A 21,513-nucleotide genomic window follows, 5' to 3' on the forward strand; every position below is an offset into this window, starting at 1 on the left:
ATATATTTCGCTGCAAATTTTAAAACTCCTTCTTCGATTTTTTAATCTTTTGTTAATTAATATTAAATAATTTGTCATTTCTCAATATATTTTTGTTGTATTTTTATTAGCTTTTATAATGAAATATGTAACTTCATTTTGTTAAATGCTAACAATTTCAAATGAGCTTTTGAAGCTGATTTTTTTGTTGAAATGTTTTATAATCTAAATTAGATATTTCAATATACACTTTTGTTGAGGAGATTTTAAAACTATGAACAAATCAATAGTAAAACTTTTTACCATTCTTGCGTTTTTGCTTGTACCTATGTATATCATAACTACTATTGTTAACCACGTTAAGATAAAAAATGAGATTAAACATTTTTCTAATCGTCAGTATTATATAACAGCCCCAAATAAAATTTCTGATAATAGATCATACATTTCGACTTCTGTATACAGTAAGCTGTATGAAAATCAACAAATAAATGATAATCTTACTATCTCTGACAATGTCTTTACTCAAAAGGTTTCAGATTCCATTTATATTGTAAGTAGTAAAAATTCAAATGGGACCACAACTCAGAAAATTTACTATAAAAATAAGGTTTCTGCATCTGAGATGAAATATTATAGCCCTGTTATTAGTTTTATCAAGTCTCAAATCTTGATGTCAAATGTCTTTGAAAAAGGAATTTATGATGTGTACATTGAAAAAATTGACGTAACATCAAAGTATATAAATGCTGCTGTAATGTTTTATCCTTTAGAAAAGATTGAAAACAATAAAAGTTCTTTAATTGACGGTGAAATGATTGTCCTTACATTCTTTGTCGATAGAAGTAAAAAACCAGAAGAATATTCGCTCTTATCTGTGATAAAAGACCACAGCCCAAATGACTTTTTTAATGTGTTTTTAAAGTCGGTTTATAAATTTACTGTGATAAAGAAAGGAGACGAGGATTAGAAAAACGCTATGAAACAAGAAGATATTTCGCAATTTCTTTATAACGTATATAACAAGCTCTATGAATATTGGGGCCCTCAACACTGGTGGCCTGCTGAAACCAAATTTGAAATGGTCATTGGTGCAATCTTAGCTCAAAATATCTCTTGGATCTCTGCTAAAAAAGCTATCTGTAATCTGAAAAAATTAAATATTCTCTCAGTTGAGGGAATTTTACAAACTCCTGAGGAGAAGCTTGCTGAATTAATCAAAGCTGCGGGATATTATAACCAAAAAGCCAAAAGGTTGAAGGAATTTTGCAACTTTTTAAAAAGAGAGTTTAACTCTGACTTAGAAAAATTATTTGCTCTTGACATCTCCAGCTTGAGACAGGTTTTGCTTTCTCAAAAGGGAATAGGATTTGAAACAGCTGATAGCATAATTTTGTATGGTGCTGAAAAACCCATCTTTGTGGTAGACAGTTATACAAAAAGACTTTTTTATAGGCTGGGTTTAATAGAAAGTGAAAAAATATCATATAATGATTTACAAGCAATTATTATGGCCAATCTGACTCCTCAAACCAAGTTTTTTAATGAGTTTCATGCACTTATTGTAAAGCATTGCAAAGAAATTTGTAAAAGCAAAAAGCCAATTTGTAACAAATGCTGTTTAAGATTAATTTGTAATTATTATAATGAAGAGTAATTAAATAGAAGGCTGTTCAATAATGAGTTGGACAGCCTTCTTGAGACTATAAATAATTTTGTGTAAAGTATAAGAACCTCCTTCTTGGTAAGAATCAGAATATAAACAAAAATATCAAAGAAGGAGGTTTTTTGATATGGAGAATGTTTTAACAAAAGAGCAGCTCTTAGAGTTTATAAGAAAAAATAATATTCAGAGTGTAAGTGATATTTACGAAAGTTTGAAAGACCTGTTCAAAGATGTATTTCAAAGCTTTTTAGAAGCAGAAACTGAGGAAACTCTGGGTTATGAAAAATATGATATTAAAAACAAACAAACTACTAACTCTCGAAACGGATATACCCAGAAAACCGTAAAAACAAAATTTGGAGAGATGGAAATTGATATTCCAGGAGACAGAGAAGGTGAATTTGAACCCAAGATAATTCTCAAATATAAAAGAGATATCTCTGAAATTGAAGATAAAATAATAGCTTTATATTCCAGAGCAATAGTAACAAGAGATATTCATAAACAAATAAAAGATATCTATGGTATTGAAGTATCTGCTGAGATGGTAAACAAAATTACAGAAAAAATAGTACCATAGAATAAGAGAGTGGCAAAACAGACCATTGGAAAAGATATATCCGTTTATTTTTATGGATGCAATCCATTACAAGATAAAAGATGAAGGCAAGATTGTAAATAAGGCTGCTTACGTTGTTTTAGGGATTACCATTGAGGGATATAAGGATGTTTTAGGAATATGGATAGGAGAAAGTGAAAGTTCTAAATTCTGGCTTGGAGTTTTGAATGATTTAAAGACAAGAGGGGTAGAAGAAGTCCTGCTGTTTTGTGTTGATGGTCTTACTGGTTTAAAAGAAGCAATAGAAGCAGTGTTTCCAAAGAGTGATATTCAAAGATGTATAATCCACCAGTTGAGAAATTCATTTAAGTATGTTTCGTATAAACACATAAAAGAATTTTCAAAAGATTTCAAGAGAGTATACCAGGCAACAAATGAAGAAGAGGCATTTGAGTAATTTTTGTACAAATAAAAGAGAAATGGGGGAAACAATATCCTTATGCATTTAGAAGCTGGTAAAGCAACTGGGAAATGCTGACCTCGTTTTTTAAGTTTCCCCCAGAGATTAGAAGAATAATTTATACAACAAACATTATAGAAGGTGTTCACAGACAGTTTAGGAAAGTTACAAAGTCAAAATCAGTATTTCCAAATGATATAGCTTTAGAAAAGATGCTTTATCTTGCGACAAAAAATGTTGTAAGAAAGTGGACGCAAAGATACAGAAACTGGGATATGATATTAAACCAGCTTTTAATAATGTATCCTGAGCGGTTGAAAGAATATATAAAGTAGAAGCAATCATTTGTTCGCGTTTTTTTAACTGCTTCTATAGAAGCAGTTAAAAAAACAAATAAAAAAAGATAATATAACCCAGTATTAAATTTTCTCCATGAAGTTAAAAATTTATGCATAAAAAATATTGAAATGGAAATACTAAAAATAGAAAGTTGGCAATAAAATTTTGAATGATTACTTACCAAGAAGGACGGCTTATCTTAAATACACAAAATTATTTACACACCCCAACAAAAAGCTCAAAAAAGTTACTATTTTTCGCTGTTATGAGAAAAATTATTTGTATCATCTTTGCTATTATGCGTGATAAAAAACCTTTTGAAAGCAGAAACTCCTAAGGAACATATTCGAAGATGCTTTAATAACACTGCTGTTTATTGCGTATAAATAGTTGTTTTATTAATGAAACATTAGTTAACCATAATATGTGCTCAGCCTCCATATGTTATGTCAACTTCTAATGGATGGCTTACTTTCTTATACCCTTTTAAAAGAATTTTCTACCATAAAATGTTATCAAAAATTTTTTAAAAAACTTTTGACTTTAATTAGCTGGTCTCTTTAAATTTAACAACTGAACCTTCTTTTGCACCATTCCATGCCCATGATAGGTTCCCAAAACCACCTATTATAATCTTAAATCCATATGGTATCGAAAAATCATTGTAACTATTATCATATAAATAGGTATATGTTGCATCTGGCACTCTTACAAATTGATACTTACCATCATTAGGGTCCCATTCACTATTAACTCCTACAAATTTAAAAGAATTTTGCCCTACTAAACTATCAGGCCCATTTGGAAAATGAGTGCTGTCAATTACAAGCTGAGAATTTTTGAAGAACCAAAACTTAACTGTCTGACCATCTGTAACATTAAGAGGTATGTTAGTATTATTATCTGCTACTTTTGGAGCACCTGTACACCATATACTACCATTTATAACTGCTTTGAACTCATAAGAACCACCAGTTTTAAAAGTATACTCACCATAATAAAGTCCCGGAGTTGAGGTTTCACTCAAAACAATATTAGAGCTGTCAAAATTCCAGTTACCAGCATCCTGCCAGTTACCTACAATTTTTATGGTATCTTGTGCTCTTGCTTGCTGTGGAAAAACACCTAAGAACAACGAAAATACAAGGACAATGCTTACCAGCAGAGCAAGAGACCTTTTTAATAGCATTCTCATCCTTCTCTTGACCTCCTTCTACTTATTTTGGTTTTAGGGGTGAATACCCAACCCTGCACACCTATCCATCTCACTTAGAGATTGGACGGTGCGCAAGGTGGGCAAATAATCTTGCTTTATTTATCAGCCCAGTTCAAAACTGTATCGTTGACTATCATCTTTCCGCCGCCTTCATCTTTAACTGTTAGTTTCCTATTCTCTATCTCTTCTTTATTTGCACCTTTCTCGACTGTAGTCCAGCTACCTCTTGTGTATTTATATTCGAATGTTTCACCTGCGTTAAGTTTAACAGTCACAGTATATATCCCATCTTGCAATCTTACAAGTTCTATTGCTCCATCCTTATCTCCTGGATTCCAATCAGAAAGTCCAGCTTTCCCAAACGAACCTGCCAAATAGATAACATCATCATCTGTCCCAGCTGGTACCTTTACTTTAAATGTGACTTCAATATTTCCATTACCATAAACTTTTGGAACTGCTACTGTACTTGAGCTTTCTAATAATACAGGGTCCTTACCGGTTACCTTAGTAAAACCTTGTGGAAATTCATTGCTCTTGTATGCAACAAACATAGAAATTGGTGCAACCAATGCCTTGCCAGCAACAAAGTTTGTAAGATTCTTAATTGGTGTTGTGCCAACTTCATCTCCATTTGCAACAACTACCCAGTTCCCTTCTGGCAGTGTGACCTCTTGTACTTTCTTTGTTGAGTTGTAAACAACTATAATGTCATTCCATGTATCTTTTGGATATGTGAGTCTGAATCCTAATGTTCCTTTCGGTGTTTGGATAAATGTAAGATATTTCAGTATGTCTTCTGCAGTTGTCATTCTGAAGGCCGGATGAGCTTTTCTTAGTGCAATCAGACCCTGATAGTACTTGAAAGTGTTGTACCACTTTACTTTAAGGTTCCAGTTGTACTTATTAATTTTATCACCCGCATTGTATGAGTTATGATTCATATATTTTGTTCGGTTGAATTCAACTCCACCATGCAAGAATGGAACACCCTGTGCTGTCAAAACAATTGCATTCGCAAGTCTACCCATCTTATCCTTGATGTAATCTGGTTCATTTGGCACACTCTTTTGAAGTTTATCCCAAAGAGTTAGGTTGTCATGTGCTGAAACATAGTTTATACATTCATCCGGGTCTGCAGCAAAATCACCAAGACCACCTTGAATGCCTCTTTTGAGATCTTCAAGCCTAAACGAGTAATTCCCTTGCATGAATCCCTTAGATTCATTGTCAAGGTTTCCTCTTATTGCCTCTCTTATTCTGTCGTTAAAAAGTCCTATGTGAAGGCCTGCCTGATTAAATGAGCCTATTTCCATTCTAAGTGAGCTATCAAGCGGTGTTGAACCTGCAAGCCAGCCCTCTCCATAGATTACTGCTGATGGATTTATCTTTCTTATTTCTTCTTGAGCTTTTGCCATAGTAACCCTGTCTATTGCTGCCATTAAGTCAAATCTAAAACCATCTATGTGATACTCTTTTGTAAGGTATGTCAAGGTATCAATTATAAACTTTCTTACCATAGGTTTTTCTGTTGCAATTTCGTTACCACAGCCTGATGCATTGGAGTAGTTTCCATCTTTGTCTTTTCTGTAGAAGTATCCTGGTACTATCTTGTCGAATATTGATAATTTTGCATCGCCAATCTGGAATGTGTGATTAAAAACAACATCTTGGATAATGCCTATGCCAGCCTTGTGCAGTGCCATGACCATTTGTTTGTACTCTTTAATCCTTGCAATTGTGTTTGGATTTGTAGCATATGAACCTTCAACGTTTTGATATAAAACAGGGTCATATCCCCAGTTATAGCCTTTGTCAGGATTGGTCTCATCTATTGAACCAAAGTCATATGTTGGAAGCAGATGTACATGGGTTATACCAAGCTCTTTCAAATGGTCAATACCTGTTTTTACGCCATTCGGTCCTTTTGTCCCTGTTTGGGTAAAACCTAAGTATTTGCCTCTAAACTCTGGCCTTACACCACTTGAATCATCTATTGTGAAGTCTCTTACATGCGTCTCATAAATTATCGCATCCTCTTGATTCTTTAGAGTCACAAAAGTATCTTTTTCCCAGCCGACAGGGTTTGTATCTTTTGGATCAAAGATTAAGGTTCTTTCAGAATTTGCAGATGTTGCTCTTGAATATGGATCTGGCACAACATATTTTCTGATTGTATCGTCAGTTATAGAGTTAGAAGCATGCCAAACTTCATACTGGTAGTATTTCCCTTTCAAATCTCCATTTATCTTAAGATACCATGTTCCGTTGACAGACTGCTCCATTTCATACTCTTTATACTTGGTAGTCTTATAATCATCATAGAGTCTTAGTATAACTCCAATTGCTGTTGGAGCCCAAAGTCTGAACGCTGAATAAGCTTTTGTATATGTGCATCCTAAGTCATTGCCTTTATAATAATATTTTGGATTGTCTAAGATGTTTCTTGCCTGTGCAACTGTTGGTTTGAAGCCATCTTTCGATACAACATAAGGAACCTGTGGTTCTAATTCATCTTCAGTTGTAATCTTAAAGGTGTCAACTTTTGTTATCTTTTCATTACCAGTGTAAAGCTCTTCAATAACCTTGTCATTCCCCATTCCATCCGGATACCACTTTGCAGATGTACCATCCCATGAGGTGAACTTGAACTTAGCACCAATTACAACACCGTCTTTGCCAAGTTCTTTTACAAGTTCATAGTAACCTTTCTCTGCATTCCATGTCATTTTCCATGCAGGAAGCGGTTTGTACTTTCCTTCGGAAGATGCTGTTCCGCCCCAGTCGTTCATTGTTCCAGAGACATATACATCTATCTTACCAGAGGTGTCTGTAAATTTAAAATCACCTGCTCCAGGTTTTAATATAAATTTCACTTTTGTGCCACCATCAATGAGTTCATACCCAGCTTCTTCTGGTTTAAAATTCTTATTTATCTTAGGCAAAACTGGCTCAACTTTTTTGATAGAAACTTCTTCATAAAAGGCTGTAACTTTGAACCCTTGAGTCCTGTTATTTGAAAGGATATCTGCCTTCTTTGCAAGCTTTACAACGATTGTATTAAGACCATCAATAAAAGCTGTCATTTTTGGAGTTTTCTGAGGCTGAGATGTATAGATTTGCTCTTCACCTTCTATCAGCCAAACCTCTTTTGAACCGCTGATTCCTGAGATGAACCTGTCAACAGCAACATCTTTTGCTTCCCAGTTACCTTTTCTAACTATGATACCTACTTTTGTCACCTTTCCAGGAAGTTCAACTACTGCTTTTACACCAAAGTCATCTTTGGAAGTAAACTCATAAGCTTTGCCTTCTGCACCGACTGGCTCAACAGGCCATATCCACAAATTCCAGCCTTGATAGTCTTCATTGTACCTGTAATAGTGGATGATGAGAGTTGTCTTTTCATTTGCTCTTAAAATAGAAATTGGAAAAATAAGAGTAGCAATAAACAAGAATGTTACTAAACCAGCTATAAAACGTTTGCCTTTAAAATAGCTTATCATCTTTCTTACCTCCCAGCAAATTTGATAAGATTTTAAAACAATCACAAATAAATAATAAATTTAAAAATCAAAAATACAATTTATTAATGCAAAGGTTTGCTTTTACTTTGTAATGATTATATATCTTTTCATTAACATTGTCAATATGCTGCAATTTGAATAAATTAAAGACTTGAATTTATGAAAAGTAAATAAAAAAGGCAGTCTCCACTCACTGTGAAGACTGCGTATAGAAAAGTTGCAAAATTTATTTTACTTTCTATTCCCATTTGAAAAATATCCTGAACAAAAGCTGAGCAGCTTCTGCACGAGTTGCAAACTTTCGAGGCAGTATTTGATTTTTGCTATTTCCTTTTATTAAATCATTTGCAACCAAAACAGAAACACTATCTTGAGCATACGTAGATATATCAGACGAATCAGAAAATTTAGTTGCAAGGCTACTTTTTGTTTTTACAATTGGTTTGTTTGCAACCTCCAATGCTCTTTCAACAAGAACCATCATATCTTGCCTTGTTATATAATCCTCCGGCTTAAACTTATTCGCATAACCTTTTGCAATGCCAAGTACTTTTGCAATTGCAACTTCACGCCAGTAGCTGCTACCTTTCTTGACATCCTCAAAGTTCGAAGAATACTGAGCATCAAGGCCAAGAGCATTTACCAGCCACTTGACAAACTCTCCACGCTTTATATACTCTTGAGGTCTAAAACTATTTTTGTCAACACCACTTATTATATTTCTTGCGGCCAGGGAAGACACAGCTTTTTCAGCCCACGAATAATTTTTCAAGTCGTCAAATTTTTTGGTAACATACCCTATTGCAAACTTGCTAAAACCATTCACATTTGCAATCACACATTTCGATGTCCTTACATATTTACTATTTGATAAAATCTCTGCTTTCCTGTCCTCTTTTATATGAAACAAAACCAAGTTTTCAATACCGCTCAGCTCTTCTATTCCAGGAGTATAAGCAATAGATATTTTTATAGAATTTGTAAGTCTTTCAACATTCACCTTTTTCAAATCTTGATAAAACCCAATTTCATATATTGGTCTTTTCCCAACTGCCGCACCAATCTCTGAAGGTATATTAGAATTTTCTACTTTTTTTATCAATATCTCTATTTGCTTGTTCTTGTCTATGTTCTTTTCCTTTAATAGGTCAGCTGGAAGTTTCAAATCTAATTCATCTGTATCAACTAAAACTTCCTGCACATCAAAAGAAGCTGTAAATACTTTCGATGGAAGCACAATATTGTACTGTACTAAAGGCTTGCTGTTTTTTAGATCCAACGTTAAAATTTTGTTTTTTGACACCTGCATCTGCAGCGCTTTTTGTACTAAAGACTCATCTAATCTAACGTCTAATCTTCCCTCTGACAGCTGATATATTTTGGGCCTAATTATCCCACTATTGTCAATCGTAATTTCAGGGAAAGCCTCTTTATCACTTTGTTTAATATCTTCCTTTTGAGATGATTGACTACCTATCTGCCTTTCAGCTTCTTTAAACTCAGGGGTTAAAATCTCAAAGGATGAAGAAGACAAAGATGGCTGTTTCCTTATTACATTGAAAGTTTTTATATCGACAATAGAACCTTTACCTGCCACAACTGTGTAAGTACCCTCAGGCGAGTCTGCTGGTAAAGTAAATTTGTCACTGAAGTTTTTCCCCTTCACTGTATTTATATAAAGTATGGTAGAATTTGGTCTCAGCACTTTGATAACGATCTCATCAAACACTGTTTGCCCAGAAATTACAACGTCTTCACCTGGATTTTTATCAGGTATGGAATTTAAAATAACTTCCTGGGCAGAATATCCCACAGACAATAAAGAGAACAAAAACACAAAAACAAGCAATATACTTGAAGCTATCCTTGTTCTTTTTTCCATTACTAAAATCCTCCTTTTAGGATTATAGCCTTATAAAACCTTTAAAATCTGCCCGGCAACCACTAAAAATAGTTGCCGGGCAGTTAAAACCTCATCGAAGATCAACAGGCTCAGCAAGACTATTTGGAACAGAAAGGCTTGTGTCAAATTTGTCAAATACAAATACTTTTACTCTGTAGTCAGTGCTCAGATAATCACTTACATTAAAATAGGCCTTAAAGTCTTCAGCTTCTACTACATCCTTTTCAACAGCAACAATTGAAACAGGAGTTGTCCCTTTTAATAGTTCAAACACTACAACTTCTCTGCCATCATGCTGAATACCTTCTGATTGTTTTACCGTAACACTTGCAATAAGTCCTTTATCTTTTTGCAGGCTTGTATTTGAAATCTCAAATTCACTGTCAGCAACCTTGAAAAATTCTACATCGTCAAGGTTACACCATGTTCCTCCTGCATTCTCTGAATCTGAATAAAGCCCTATTGTAACGCGTCCAGTGGTAACTTTAATGTTAGCAATTACCATTCTATGCCATTCAGCAACCCATTTGGTTGGCATATTTATTCTCAGTTCTTCTCCACCATAATCTTTTACAAACAAGTAGTTAGCATTCTGACCGCCACCACCATTTGCAAAGGCTCTGAAGATGTATATACCATTTGGTATATTTTCAATTGTTTGATATGTGACCACCTTGTAAGGTTTGTCACTCCAGTGAGTAAGCTGCGCTGTCCCAGAATGCCCTCCACTTTCAGTTTTGACTGCATTTGTATTTCCTTCACTTATCCAATACTTTAGTCCTTCTTCAAAACTGTAATTTTTTACAAGGTTTTTGCTGTTGATAACTTTGACTTTGGCATACGCTTTTAGAGTCGTGCCTTCTACAGTACCAGTCACAGTAAATTCACCAATCGCTGAGTATTTACTTTCATCAATAGCTTCCCATGTAACATTTGCCTCAGATGATGTATCATCATCATAAACCACCATGACAGTTGGCGGAAGCTGTGGCTTTTGTCCTACCTCTGTTGTAATATCTAATCTTTGAACACTCACTATATTCTTTTCGATATCTGGGTCTTGGCGATAGAACAGAACATCGTCTATTGCACACCAAAAACCTGAATCAGCAGCAATTTCAAACGAAATTGTGCACTTTCCTGTTGTCACATTAATATCATTTATTTCAGCAGGTGTCCAAGCATCCCATGAAGCTGACTGTGGAATTTGTATTCTTATCTCCTGTCCACCATAATCCTTTATTACAATATCACGTTTTTGAGCACTACCAGTATTAACAAACCATGCTTTTAATGTATACTTGCCTTGCCCTAAGCCTGTAATTGTTTGAGATATTACAAGATTGTATGGTGAGTTATACCAAATATTTAATTTCTTATTTCCTGAACGGACAGGAGCACTGCTATTTGCATTTGCTGCTCCAGTCTGCCCCTCTATATTCCAACCAGTTAAATCCTCTTCAAATCCAGGATTTTGTATCAGATTTGCTACTTTTACTTTTGCAACAGGTGTAACCTCACTTCCTTCAACATACCCGTAAACTTCAAAGCTACCAGCTTGAGCATATTTTGACGGGTCAATACTGTCCCATGTGACATCAACCTCTTTTGTAAGACCATTGCTCAAAATGGCCGTGATTTTAGCAGGAAGTTTTGGCATCTCACCGGGAGCTGTTCCAACAACAACTGGTTTGTAACCTACGATCATAATGTTATTGAGCATCTTGAACACATACAGAGAATCCAAAGTATTCCCATTAAAATCAAACATAGCTTGGTTATCCCATCCATTTCCCTCACCTGTCTTCCAGCCAGCACCTTCAACAGGTATCCAATCTGGCTCCCAATAGAATATGCCAAGTCCTTTGCCATCTGGAACTTGTGCTAAAGCGTTTGCAATGTTTCTAATAACCAGCGCTTGATTTTGGACTGATGGATCATATCCTGCTGTTGCAGCTTCTCTTGTGCCAAAGATATTATTCAGTCCATCTCCATTTTCTAAAGTGTATGCATACGCTGTTTCTGCAATAACTATCTCTTTGTTATATCTTTTGCTAATATCATTCATATTGTAGATTAAATCACTAAGCTTTCCATGCCAGTATGGATAATATGAAAGTCCAATTACATCAAATTCAACACCGCGCTGGGTCAAATTGTCAAATACTCTTCTGTATAGTTCATTGTCCCCTCCGTTTGCAAGGTGAATCATAATCTTTACCTGATTATCAGGTCCAGCAGCATCTTTTACACCTCTAATCCCTGCCTTTAGAAGCTCTGCAAAATTGTCATATCCTCCAGCATTTTCGCCCCATGTTTTCCCATCCGGCCAGAGCATACCGCCATTAACCTCATTTCCAACCTGAACCATGTCAGGAAGAGCACCTTGATCTTTGTACATTTTTATGACGTCATAAGTATACTGGTAAACTGCCTGTTTTAGTTCATCAAATGAAAGGTTTGCCCATGCTTTTGGTTTATCTTGTTTTCCTGGGTCTGCCCAAAAGTCACTGTAATGAAAATCAAGTAATAGTTTCATACCTAAAGCCTTTGCCCTTTTTGCAATCACAAGCATATTCTCCGCACTGCAATTTCCTCCTCCCAATGGATTACCATCAGCATCTTTAGGGTCATTCCATATTCTAAGCCTTATCCAGTTAACTCCAAAATATTTCAAAATCTCAAGTGCATCCATCTGGACTCTGTTCAAATAGAACTTACCACCACAATCTTCTATTTGTTTTAGCATTGACACATCTGCGCCCTTTATGAAAGTATCATCAACCATTCTGTATACCTTTAACTCCTTTATTGAAGCTGGCTCATTGTTTGGTGTTGAGGTGATTGTAACACGGATATACCTTATCCCTGAGGCAGGTGGTATGAACTTGTCATACTGTGTTTGTGAAGTGTCACTATTGTTTGATTTGTCTACTAACACTGTCCACCTATTGTCATCTATTGAATATTCAATTTTATACTGATAGCTTCCATTACCATTAAAAACTACTTCAGTTGCAAAAAGGTTTGTATAAACATCTCCCAAATCAATCTTCAGCCAATGAATGCCTGCATCCTGTGCACTCCAAAAAGTAGTCTCATCACCGTCATTTGCAAGGGTTGCCGGATTTGTTGGGGCTTCACTGTCAGAAAAAATATTTTTGCCCACAGCTATATCAGTACCAATTGGGTCAACTTTTATCCCAATTTGCTTCTTTACCTGAGCTGAATTCTGGGCTAAGACCTTGGTTGGCAACAAAGGAAAAGCAAAAGTAAAAGAAATGACAAAAATGAGCAATACAAAAATGGTAAATACTCTTTTCATTTTTTGTTCCACCCCTTTATTGTCGTTTAAAAGCAGGCAAGAACTTGTTTCAAAAATTTGCATTTCACAACAAGTTACTTTATATTTAATTTATAAAAATCCTTTATGCTCTATTTTCTATCTAAATTAGCGTAGACTAAATTAGTGTAGAGGCTACCAGCAAACCATCCCGCTCTTCTGATCACTGGTAGCCTCTTTCCTTTTCAAAAAACTATTCTATAAATCTACTGATTTCTCTCCCTGAAGTACTGTTCAAGTTGTCTGAGTGCCTCAGCTTTAACCTTGTCAACACCAGCTGCTTTGAGCTTCTTGTCAAGTGTTGCAAATGCTTCATCCACGTTCTTTACCATACCCAAACATATTGGATTATAATACTGTGTCATAACGCTATTAAGGTTTGCAATCTCTGTTTTTACCTTTGTCTGGTCAAGTGAGAATGAAGACAGTGGTGAGCTTACAAGTGCCTTCTTGATTGTGTTTCTGAGTGCAATGTAGTTATCATCCCAGCTTGCAAGTGGTAAGAACTGGTCTTTATTTGTGAACCAGAACCCTGCAGCATCTGGTGGATAAGTGTTGTTATCTGCTGTAACACCTTTTGGCAAATCAATTTTGTTGTTTTTGATTATATAATTCTTGCCCTGAATTCCAAAGTAAACAAGATAGTTATAGGACTTTTCTTCCATAATCAGGTCAAGTGCCATAAGTGTTCTTTCAGCGTTTTTTGTCTTTGCAACAAGAGCAACACCATTGTTTATATATGGGTCTGCTGGTCTGTGTCCTCTTCTATCGAATATTGGGATAATCTCAACTTTCCAACCCTTGGCTTTTGCATTTGCAAGATTTGATTGTATATCTTGGCTGTTTCCAAATGCAACTGCAGACTTTCCTTGGTCAAACGCATCCTTGCTTCTTACTTTGTTAGCATAAGCGTTTCTGTTGATATATCCCTTGTCATACCATGACTTTACCTTCTCTGCTGCCTCTTTGAATGCAGGAAGTATTTCCTTATCCATAATATAGTAAACTTTTGGTTTTGTATCATATATTGTTGTGAAAAGTCCTGTACCGCCTGTTGATACTCTTGCAACATCTTCTAAGTAATCTGTTTTTTCAACCAAAAGTCTCCACATAACTGAGTTCAAATCATACTGGTTGTCCAAGTTCATTGGCATCATGCCTTTTTCATTCTTCTTTACTGCAGCAAGGAACGGTTCAATGTCATTATACTTTTTGATTGGTGGCAGCTTATATTTTTCTCTCAAATCTCCTCTTAAAATTACAACATCAGCTTTTCTGTCGGGTGTTGCAGTCGGAATCATGTAAATCTTGCCTTTTACCTTTGCCTCCTGCCATGCAACAGAAGGTGTTGCTTTGTAGTGTCTTGGCATGTATTTTTTGATCATATCCATTGTTAGTTCCTTAAATCCACCTTTTGCAGCTTCCTGGAAGTAGAAGCACCAGTTTGCTGCGTACATCCAGTCAACATTTTCTCCAGATGCCAAAATAAGCGGATATTTGTAGTTCAAATCTCCCCATCCAATGTAGTTAATCTCCATTGTTGCGTTGATATCTTTTTGAAGCTTTTTGTTGAGTTCTTTCATAACGTTTGGAAATTCAGCCGGTGCATCACCTAAAAGATAACCAACAATCTTGACAGGTTTTGACACATCAATGCTCGGATCAAAACCGGGTGCAGTTCTTTTCGCCTTTGTTTGCGCACCAAAACCAACCACAAACATTGAAACTAAAACGGTCGAAAGTACAAAACATACTGTCAAAATGAACGATAAAAGCCTGAAGTTCTTTTTCATCACAAAATCAACCTCCCTGATTCATTTTAATCTATACCAACAGGCATTATAAAAAGCACCTGTTGATACCATTTTCTTAACCCTTCACAGCACCAAGTGTAATGCCTCTGACAAAATACCTTTGAACAAACGGGTACAAGAAAATTATTGGGCCTGTTGCAACAACTGTCATTGCAAGTTTTAAAGACTCTTTGGGCATATCAATTCTAACCACATTCTGCAGAATATTTGCCGCAACATTGACACTTGACAGGATTAAATACAATGTATACTGTAGAGGATACAAGCTCTGTTTCTCGATGAACATCATCGGCGTCCACCAGTCGTTCCAGTAATTGAGAGCTATAAAAAGTCCAATAGATGCCAAAGCTGGTTTTGAAAGTGGCAAAACAATTCTCAAGAATATTGTAAAATCTCCTGCGCCGTCAATCTTTGCTGACTCTATCAAAGAGTCTGGAATAGAACCTCTGATAAAGTTGCGCAAGATTAAAATGTAAAACACATTGAAAAGTGGCACAAGTATCAGAACAAGTACGTTGTTTTTCAAATGATAGTAATTTGCCAATATTATATAGTACGGAGCAAGACCGCCGTTAAAAAGTGTTGTGAAGTACAGGAAAAAAGCCAATGCATTTCTATATTTCACATCTTTTCTGTACATAACATACGCAGCCATTGTGGAAAGAAACAACGACAAGCTTGTACCAACGCTTGTCACTATAATGGTTACCAAGTAAGCTCTGAAAATTCTTTGAGGGTTTTGGAAGATGAGCTTGTATGCACTGAGTGAAAATTCTCTTGGAATTAGAGTGTAACCGTGATTTATGATATAGTTTTCTGAAGCAAATGAACTTACAACAAGCGCAACAAAAGGTATGAAAGTAAATAGTCCGATTATTGTTATGAATATATATCCGACAATGTTAAAGAGGATATAATCCTTACCCTTTCTCAATGTTATCTCCCCTTTTATGTCAAGATTTAGAACAGTGCATAGTCTTTATCATATCTTCTGACTATCCAGTTGACAAACATTATAATTACAAAGCACAGCACAGACTGATAAGCACCTGCTGCTGACGCCATTCCAATATCCTGAACCTGCATGAGACTTCTGAATACAAGAGTGTCTATAATATCTGTATAGTCAAGCAAAAGACCGTTATTACCTATTATCTGATAAAACATATCAAACTCGCCACGCAAAATTCTTCCAAGTGCAAGCAAAATCAATATTATCATTGTCGGTTTTAACATCGGGATTGTGATATAAAAGATTCTCTGGAAGATATTTGCACCATCAATTATTGCTGCCTCATAACATTCTTCGTCAAATCCCATTATAGCTGCAAGATATAAAACGCTTCCGTAACCTACCCACTTCCATACATATAACATTGGCAAAAGGAAATACCAGTAAGTAGGATTTGAGTAGATATCTATAGGCTCACCACCAAGGTTTTTTATCAAGGTGTTAATAAGACCATAATCATAGTTGAAAAAGTTATACATCATAGCTGCCACAACAACCCATGATACAAAATATGGTAAAAACATTACAGACTGGATGAACTTTTTAAAGATTTTACCTGCAAGCTCGGCTATAAAAATTGCGCAAGCGACTGAAAATACTGTGTACGCAGCTAAAAAAGCTATGTTGTAAAGAATAGTGTTTTTTGTGACAAGCCAAGCTCTGCCCGAAGCAAAGAAATACTCAAAGTTTTTGAAACCGTTCCATGGACTGAAAAGTATTCCGTCTCGATAGTTGAACTCTTTAAAAGCAAGAACAATTCCACCCATCGGTATGTAGGCAAACAGAATGTAGTAAATTGCTACTGGTAAGAACATGGCATAAAGTACCTTGTTCTTTTTTATTTCATACCAAAAACCGTTCTTTTTCAATTTCTGCCACTCCCTTTGTAGTGATTGAACAAATCATTTATTTTCGCTTCTTCTATTTCTTATTATAAAAGGTCAGTTTGAAATTCATATCAGACAAAATTAATATTTTCTTTGTAAAATTAAGATGATAAAAATTGCAAAAAATAAAAGCTGGTCTTTCAAAACCAGCTTTCATCTCTTTTTGAGCATTGTAAGGAGAAAAAATTAAAATGCTGCTATGGCTATTCTTCCACAGGAAACAGCACCTTTGCAACTGTTTTCTCGTTTATTTTGCTCTCGTAAAACAGTCCAGCTTCATTTCCAAAATAGATTTTTAACCTTTCGTTTATATTTTTTATACCAAAACCATGTCCTTTTGACGTCTCAACCTCTCCCTTTTTTATCTTTTCAAGAACTTGCTTACTTATTCCAACACCATCATCAATAACATATATCGCAGCCATTTTGTCATCTATTATTTCGCCTTTTATGATTATTGTACCTTTCTGCTCCTCTTTTTCCAAAATTCCATGGTGAATAGAATTTTCAACAAGCGGCTGAAGTGTCAGTTTAGGAATGCGTGCTTTGAGAAGTTTTTGTGGAACATCTATCTTAAGGTCAATGCAGTTGTCAAACCTGTAATTTTGAATCATCACATAGGCTTTTACATGTTCTATCTCATTTTCCACTGTTACAACATCCTCACCCTTGCTAAGACTTAATTTATAAAACTGAGAAAGAGAGGTTACAAGCCTTGAAATATCTTCATTCTTGTTCTTAATTGCAATCCAGTTTATAAGGTCAAGGGTGTTGTACAAAAAATGAGGATTTATCTGTGACTGAAGAGCTTTTAGCTCTAAATTTTTCTTCTCCTTACCAAGCTGGTACTGCTCATGCAAAAGTTCTTTTATCTTTTTTAGCATATAGTTAAAGGTATATATGAGCTGCCCCACCTCATCTTGAGAGTGGGAATCCAATTCTATATTGAAATCACCTTTTTCGATAACCTTTTTCATATTATGAGTAAGTTTTTTAATTCTTGATGTGCTTGAGGTCGCTGCCCAGAAAGCAAATATCAATGTAAAAGGTGTAATCAAGAATATCATGAAAAATACTTGTTTAATAGTCTTTATATTAAGCTCATGAATCTCTTTGTAAGGTGTAACCAGTACAAGATACCAATCTGTATCACTAATACTCCTCGTTCGAACAAGAAGTTTCTCACCCCCTACCTCCATTTCAACAACATTTGCCTCTTGAGATGATATATTCTTTTCTATTCCTTTTATTATCTCCCCAATAGATAAATTTGCTCTATTTAAAGAACGTGCAACCACTTCTCCATTTGAATTGACAATAAAAGCAAGTGTTCTGCTTGTAAACAAAGCCTGATTTAGTATCCTTTCAATTTCAGCAATTGAGATATCAGCTCTGATCGCAGCTCTGTATTCACTAATATTCTTAGGGTCTGGAATCAGTCTTATCAAAGACACAACATCTTTTCGCGCAACATTTATCATTTTTGGGGTCACCCAAGCAAAAAGCTCCCCTTTTAAAACCATCTGCTGATACCATGGAAGCTTTTCAATCCTTTCAAAAAGAAAATAGCTATCTGTCTCGCTGAGTTTTGCCAATCCCTGTGTCATATAAATTGAGATGCTTAGTATGTCAAAATTTTGGCATGTGCTGTAAAAAAGTTTTGTAAATCTCTGGGAGTCTACAAGCCAGTTTCCTATGTTTTCGTAGTAATAGTCATCCGGTCTGTTTACAAGCTCTTGCACAGTTGAATCAAGAGCTAAAATGTTCAGGACATTTTTGACTGATGAAACCCTGTTTTCTAAGAAAGAAGCTGTCTGGTCCACAATCTTGCCAGAAGAATAAATAGCCTGTTTTTCGACATCCCTTCCAACAATAACATAGTTCATAAAAGAAAATATACCAAATGATATTAAAATCACAAACATATATGAAGCAAACAATTTGTATTTTATACTCATATTTGAAAAAGTATTTGTAATTCTTTTCATACGTAATACCTCTCTCTAAATTCAGATGGAGTCATGCCAACCTTCTTTTTGAACAAGGATGAGAAATAATTCGGGTCTCCAAATCCAACTCTCTCTGCAATCTCATATAGCTTGATGCTATTATCTTTTAAAAGCTGCTTGGCTTTTTCAATTCTGACTTCAGTTATATAATCGTTGAGTGTCTTACCAGTTGCTTTTTTGAACATACTACATAAATAGTTTGGACTAAAGTAAAAGTAGTGAGCAATTTTTTGGATGCTAAGTTCTTTGTCATAAAAGTTTTCTTCAATGAATTTCACTATCTGATAAGCCTTTCTGTTCAAATTCCCGCGTGTTTCAAATATCTCAAATATTCCGTCAATGGTCTCATAAACAACCTCTTTTACTTGGTTTAAGGTAAGCTTTTGTTCAATTTCACGCCATTTTTTAGATCTTCCATCTTCATCTAAAAGCTGTGTTATCTTTCTTTGTTTGCCCACTTGGTACACAATCAGTATCATCTCAAAAAACAAATTTTTAACCTTCTCTACATCAATGGTTTGGTTTGATTTTAGCCAAAAATACAGCTTTTCAATTTCCTCCTTAGCCTTTTTTATCTCATCCCTTCTGAGATACTCTTCAAATCTCTCAAAGTCAAAATTGACTTCTTCTGCTTCCCTTTTATTTTCAAAAGCTTCGTATGTATACAAATCGCCAAAACCGTTATAAAATACATTTTTCTGTAGCATTTTGATTATATTCTCAACATGTTCTTTTATCTCATTTGCTCTTATTGAATACACAATAGCAAGAGAAACTTCCCCTTTTTGCGAAAAAGCCTCTTTGAGGATATCTACTGCCTTTCGGGTATCAATTTCTCTTTTATTGTTACAAATAAGAACAAAGCTGTTTGGAGACAAAAATGCAAAAAGTGCTGCAATTTTAGATGTAAAGTCTTTGCCTAAAAATCCATTGTATAAATCTTTTGATACAATTTCATTCATGTGTTCTTCTTCGGACTGCCAATTTACAAATCCAACAATAACATCTAAGTTTGAATTTAAAAAATCTTCAGCGTTGTATTTTTGAAAAATGCTGAGGTCAGGATGATCTGTTAGCAGCTGCTGAATAAGCTGTGTGCAAATATAGGATAGACTTTGGTTGTAGTGCTCTTTCAATTTTTCTCTTTCTTCCTCTCCTTTTCTCTCAACTTCAATTATCTCAACAACTTTTTTCATGGTACTTATAATCTTCTCTATATTGAGAGGTTTTTCTATGTAGTCAATTGCATTTAGACGAATGGCCGATAAAAGATACTCCTTTTCAGCATATCCACTGATAAACACTATTTTGCATTTTGGGAAAATACTTTTTAATCTCTTTGAAAACTCTATACCATCCATTCGCGGCATTCTTACATCGCACAGGAGAATATCTGGAGTGTAACTTTTTACAATTTCTAAAGCTTCTTGACCATTTTTAGCACTCTTAATTTCTCCAATCCCAAGCTCATCCCATGGTATCAATGTCTCAAGACTTTCTCTTGTTATCCTCTCATCTTCTACAATCAAAAGTTTAAACATTTTTATTGTCTTTCCTCCCAACAGAGAAAAAAGTTAATCTTGCACAACTTTTTGAAGACTTTCTACTTGAATATTATACACCATGTGAACTCTTTAAGTAGCTAAAAAAATAAAAAAAGCCTGTCCATCTTCCTTTGCACCTTATGAAGTGGACAGGCAACAAGTTTTTTAAGTGCTTATTTTGCCTTATAAAAGCAGCGTTTTGGTGACTCTATCAGCCCTTCACTTTTTAGTTCCTTGATAGCTTTTTCAACCTCTTTTTTGTCAAGCCCTGTCTTTTGAACAATATCCTGAGTTTTCATCGGCTCTGGAGAACTCTTTAAAGCCTCTAACACTATCTCTTTTGCGCTCATAAAAGTCAACTCCCCTCTAATACAAATTCCTTACAGTATCTTCTGCTTTCAATACATTTTTATACCACCATTTTGCTTCTTTATAACAGCATCTTCACCTTAAAGTGATATAATTATATATGTAAACTCTCCAAAAGAAGGAGATGATGAGCATGAAAAGCTTATTATCTTCTTCATACATTTTAATGTTTGATGAGTATTATACTTTTCAGCCAAGACTTAAAGAGATTTGCACTTGCATTGACCTCAAAGATCTTTCTTCAATCAAGTACATGTGTTCAAAAAAGGTGCTTGATTCAATCTCAGAAAGGATAAAAAAAGTTGAAAATTCCTTGTTCTTTCTTGGTGCTGGGGAATATCACCACTTTACATATATGTTATTAAAAAGTTTTAATAAAACTTTTTCTCTAATAGTGATAGATAAACATGTTGACTATTCAGTTGCTTATCCGGGATTTATAACATGCGGTTCATGGTTAAAAGATGCAGCAGAATTAAAGCAAATTGGAGAAATTTTTGTCCTTTCAGAAGATAAAAAAAATGTCCATAACAATAAAGTCAAAATTTTTTCACCACTTGAATACAAAAAAATAAAACCTCGCCTACCAGTTTATATAAGCATTGATAAAGACATCTTGACAAAGTCCTCAATAAACACAACCTGGGACCAGGGACACTGCCAACCAAAAACCTTAATTGAAATAGTTTCACATTTTACGTCATCTTTTGAAATAGTTGGAGCAGATATTTGTGGTGAACCACCTGCACATTTTTTCTTACCCGAACACAAAAAAAGCGAGAACATAAATATACAACTTCTTTCTTTGCTCACAGCAAAATCTCAAAGTATTGTTGCATGAAAAAAGCTGGAAGGAACTTCCTTCCAGCCTTTAGTTTGCAATATT

General features: G+C 35.0%; 13 protein-coding genes and 1 pseudogene. 4 read left to right on the plus strand and 10 right to left on the minus strand.

The features are described from left to right. The first annotated feature begins 253 nt into the window (after nt 1-253). The 3 genes and pseudogenes from CALKRO_RS10180 to CALKRO_RS13355 all read left to right on the plus strand — a co-directional run bounded on the left by CALKRO_RS10180 (nt 254) and on the right by CALKRO_RS13355 (nt 2,999). On the plus strand, nt 254-949 hold the full coding sequence (locus CALKRO_RS10180) for a hypothetical protein (RefSeq protein ID WP_013430931.1): 696 nt from the start codon (nt 254-256) through the stop codon (nt 947-949). 9 nt (nt 950-958) lie between these two features. Continuing rightward, on the plus strand, nt 959-1,636 hold the full coding sequence (locus CALKRO_RS10185; RefSeq protein ID WP_013430932.1) for an endonuclease III domain-containing protein: 678 nt from the start codon (nt 959-961) through the stop codon (nt 1,634-1,636). 136 nt (nt 1,637-1,772) lie between these two features. Then, a pseudogene (locus CALKRO_RS13355) lies at nt 1,773-2,999 on the plus strand (IS256 family transposase). A 551-nt stretch (nt 3,000-3,550) separates the two neighbouring features. On the opposite strand, the gene CALKRO_RS10205 reads toward CALKRO_RS13355, so the two are convergent. The 10 genes from CALKRO_RS10205 to CALKRO_RS10250 all read right to left on the minus strand — a co-directional run bounded on the left by CALKRO_RS10205 (nt 3,551) and on the right by CALKRO_RS10250 (nt 20,608). After that, a complete protein-coding gene (locus tag CALKRO_RS10205) occupies nt 3,551-4,198 on the minus strand; it encodes a glycoside hydrolase (RefSeq protein ID WP_013430933.1) in 648 nt (215 codons plus the stop codon). 116 nt (nt 4,199-4,314) lie between these two features. After that, nucleotides 4,315-7,725, minus strand: coding sequence for a type I pullulanase (pulA, locus tag CALKRO_RS10210; RefSeq protein WP_013430934.1), 3,411 nt, complete (start codon nt 7,723-7,725; stop codon nt 4,315-4,317). Nucleotides 7,726-7,984: 259 nt separating this feature from the next. Further along, nucleotides 7,985-9,628, minus strand: coding sequence for an S-layer homology domain-containing protein (locus CALKRO_RS10215; RefSeq protein ID WP_013430935.1), 1,644 nt, complete (start codon nt 9,626-9,628; stop codon nt 7,985-7,987). Between the two features lie 91 nt (nt 9,629-9,719). Further along, nucleotides 9,720-12,974 (minus strand): glycosyl hydrolase 53 family protein, encoded by a 3,255-nt coding sequence (locus tag CALKRO_RS10220; RefSeq protein WP_013430936.1) that lies wholly within the window; start codon nt 12,972-12,974, stop codon nt 9,720-9,722. Between the two features lie 224 nt (nt 12,975-13,198). After that, complete coding sequence (locus CALKRO_RS10225; RefSeq protein WP_013430937.1) at nt 13,199-14,785, minus strand: ABC transporter substrate-binding protein; 1,587 nt, start codon at nt 14,783-14,785, stop codon at nt 13,199-13,201. A 76-nt stretch (nt 14,786-14,861) separates the two neighbouring features. Beyond that, nucleotides 14,862-15,740, minus strand: coding sequence for a carbohydrate ABC transporter permease (locus CALKRO_RS10230; RefSeq protein WP_013430938.1), 879 nt, complete (start codon nt 15,738-15,740; stop codon nt 14,862-14,864). Between the two features lie 26 nt (nt 15,741-15,766). After that, entirely contained in the window at nt 15,767-16,687 is a 921-nt protein-coding gene (locus tag CALKRO_RS10235) for an ABC transporter permease (RefSeq protein WP_013430939.1), read from the minus strand. A 221-nt stretch (nt 16,688-16,908) separates the two neighbouring features. Beyond that, a complete protein-coding gene (locus tag CALKRO_RS10240; protein WP_013430940.1) occupies nt 16,909-18,693 on the minus strand; it encodes a cache domain-containing sensor histidine kinase in 1,785 nt (594 codons plus the stop codon). Beyond that, nucleotides 18,690-20,255 (minus strand): response regulator transcription factor, encoded by a 1,566-nt coding sequence (locus CALKRO_RS10245; RefSeq protein ID WP_013430941.1) that lies wholly within the window; start codon nt 20,253-20,255, stop codon nt 18,690-18,692. The genes CALKRO_RS10240 and CALKRO_RS10245 overlap by 4 nt, the downstream gene beginning before the upstream one ends. Before the next feature lie 176 nt (nt 20,256-20,431). Beyond that, entirely contained in the window at nt 20,432-20,608 is a 177-nt protein-coding gene (locus CALKRO_RS10250) for a MarR family transcriptional regulator (RefSeq protein ID WP_013430942.1), read from the minus strand. Nucleotides 20,609-20,760: 152 nt separating this feature from the next. On the opposite strand from CALKRO_RS10250, the gene CALKRO_RS10255 reads away from it, so the two are divergent. Next, nucleotides 20,761-21,468 carry an arginase family protein gene (locus tag CALKRO_RS10255; protein ID WP_013430943.1) on the plus strand — a complete coding sequence of 236 codons (708 nt, stop codon included), beginning with the start codon at nt 20,761-20,763 and terminating at the stop codon, nt 21,466-21,468. The last annotated feature ends 45 nt before the right edge of the window (nt 21,469-21,513 follow it).

It is taken from the genome of Caldicellulosiruptor kronotskyensis 2002 (assembly GCF_000166775.1).
Taxonomy (GTDB): domain Bacteria; phylum Bacillota; class Thermoanaerobacteria; order Caldicellulosiruptorales; family Caldicellulosiruptoraceae; genus Caldicellulosiruptor; species Caldicellulosiruptor kronotskyensis.

Bases quoted from the DNA above. Each gene is read 5' to 3' on its own strand.
- CALKRO_RS10180 (WP_013430931.1), top strand. From the start codon at position 254: ATGAACAAATCAATAGTAAAACTTTTTACCATTCTTGCGTTTTTGCTT.
- CALKRO_RS10185 (WP_013430932.1), top strand. From the start codon at position 959: ATGAAACAAGAAGATATTTCGCAATTTCTTTATAACGTATATAACAAG.
- CALKRO_RS10205 (WP_013430933.1), bottom strand. From the start codon at position 4,198: ATGAGAATGCTATTAAAAAGGTCTCTTGCTCTGCTGGTAAGCATTGTC.
- pulA (WP_013430934.1), bottom strand. From the start codon at position 7,725: ATGATAAGCTATTTTAAAGGCAAACGTTTTATAGCTGGTTTAGTAACA.
- CALKRO_RS10215 (WP_013430935.1), bottom strand. From the start codon at position 9,628: ATGGAAAAAAGAACAAGGATAGCTTCAAGTATATTGCTTGTTTTTGTG.
- CALKRO_RS10220 (WP_013430936.1), bottom strand. From the start codon at position 12,974: ATGAAAAGAGTATTTACCATTTTTGTATTGCTCATTTTTGTCATTTCT.
- CALKRO_RS10225 (WP_013430937.1), bottom strand. From the start codon at position 14,785: ATGAAAAAGAACTTCAGGCTTTTATCGTTCATTTTGACAGTATGTTTT.
- CALKRO_RS10240 (WP_013430940.1), bottom strand. From the start codon at position 18,693: ATGAAAAGAATTACAAATACTTTTTCAAATATGAGTATAAAATACAAA.
- CALKRO_RS10245 (WP_013430941.1), bottom strand. From the start codon at position 20,255: ATGTTTAAACTTTTGATTGTAGAAGATGAGAGGATAACAAGAGAAAGT.
- CALKRO_RS10250 (WP_013430942.1), bottom strand. From the start codon at position 20,608: ATGAGCGCAAAAGAGATAGTGTTAGAGGCTTTAAAGAGTTCTCCAGAG.
- CALKRO_RS10255 (WP_013430943.1), top strand. From the start codon at position 20,761: ATGAAAAGCTTATTATCTTCTTCATACATTTTAATGTTTGATGAGTAT.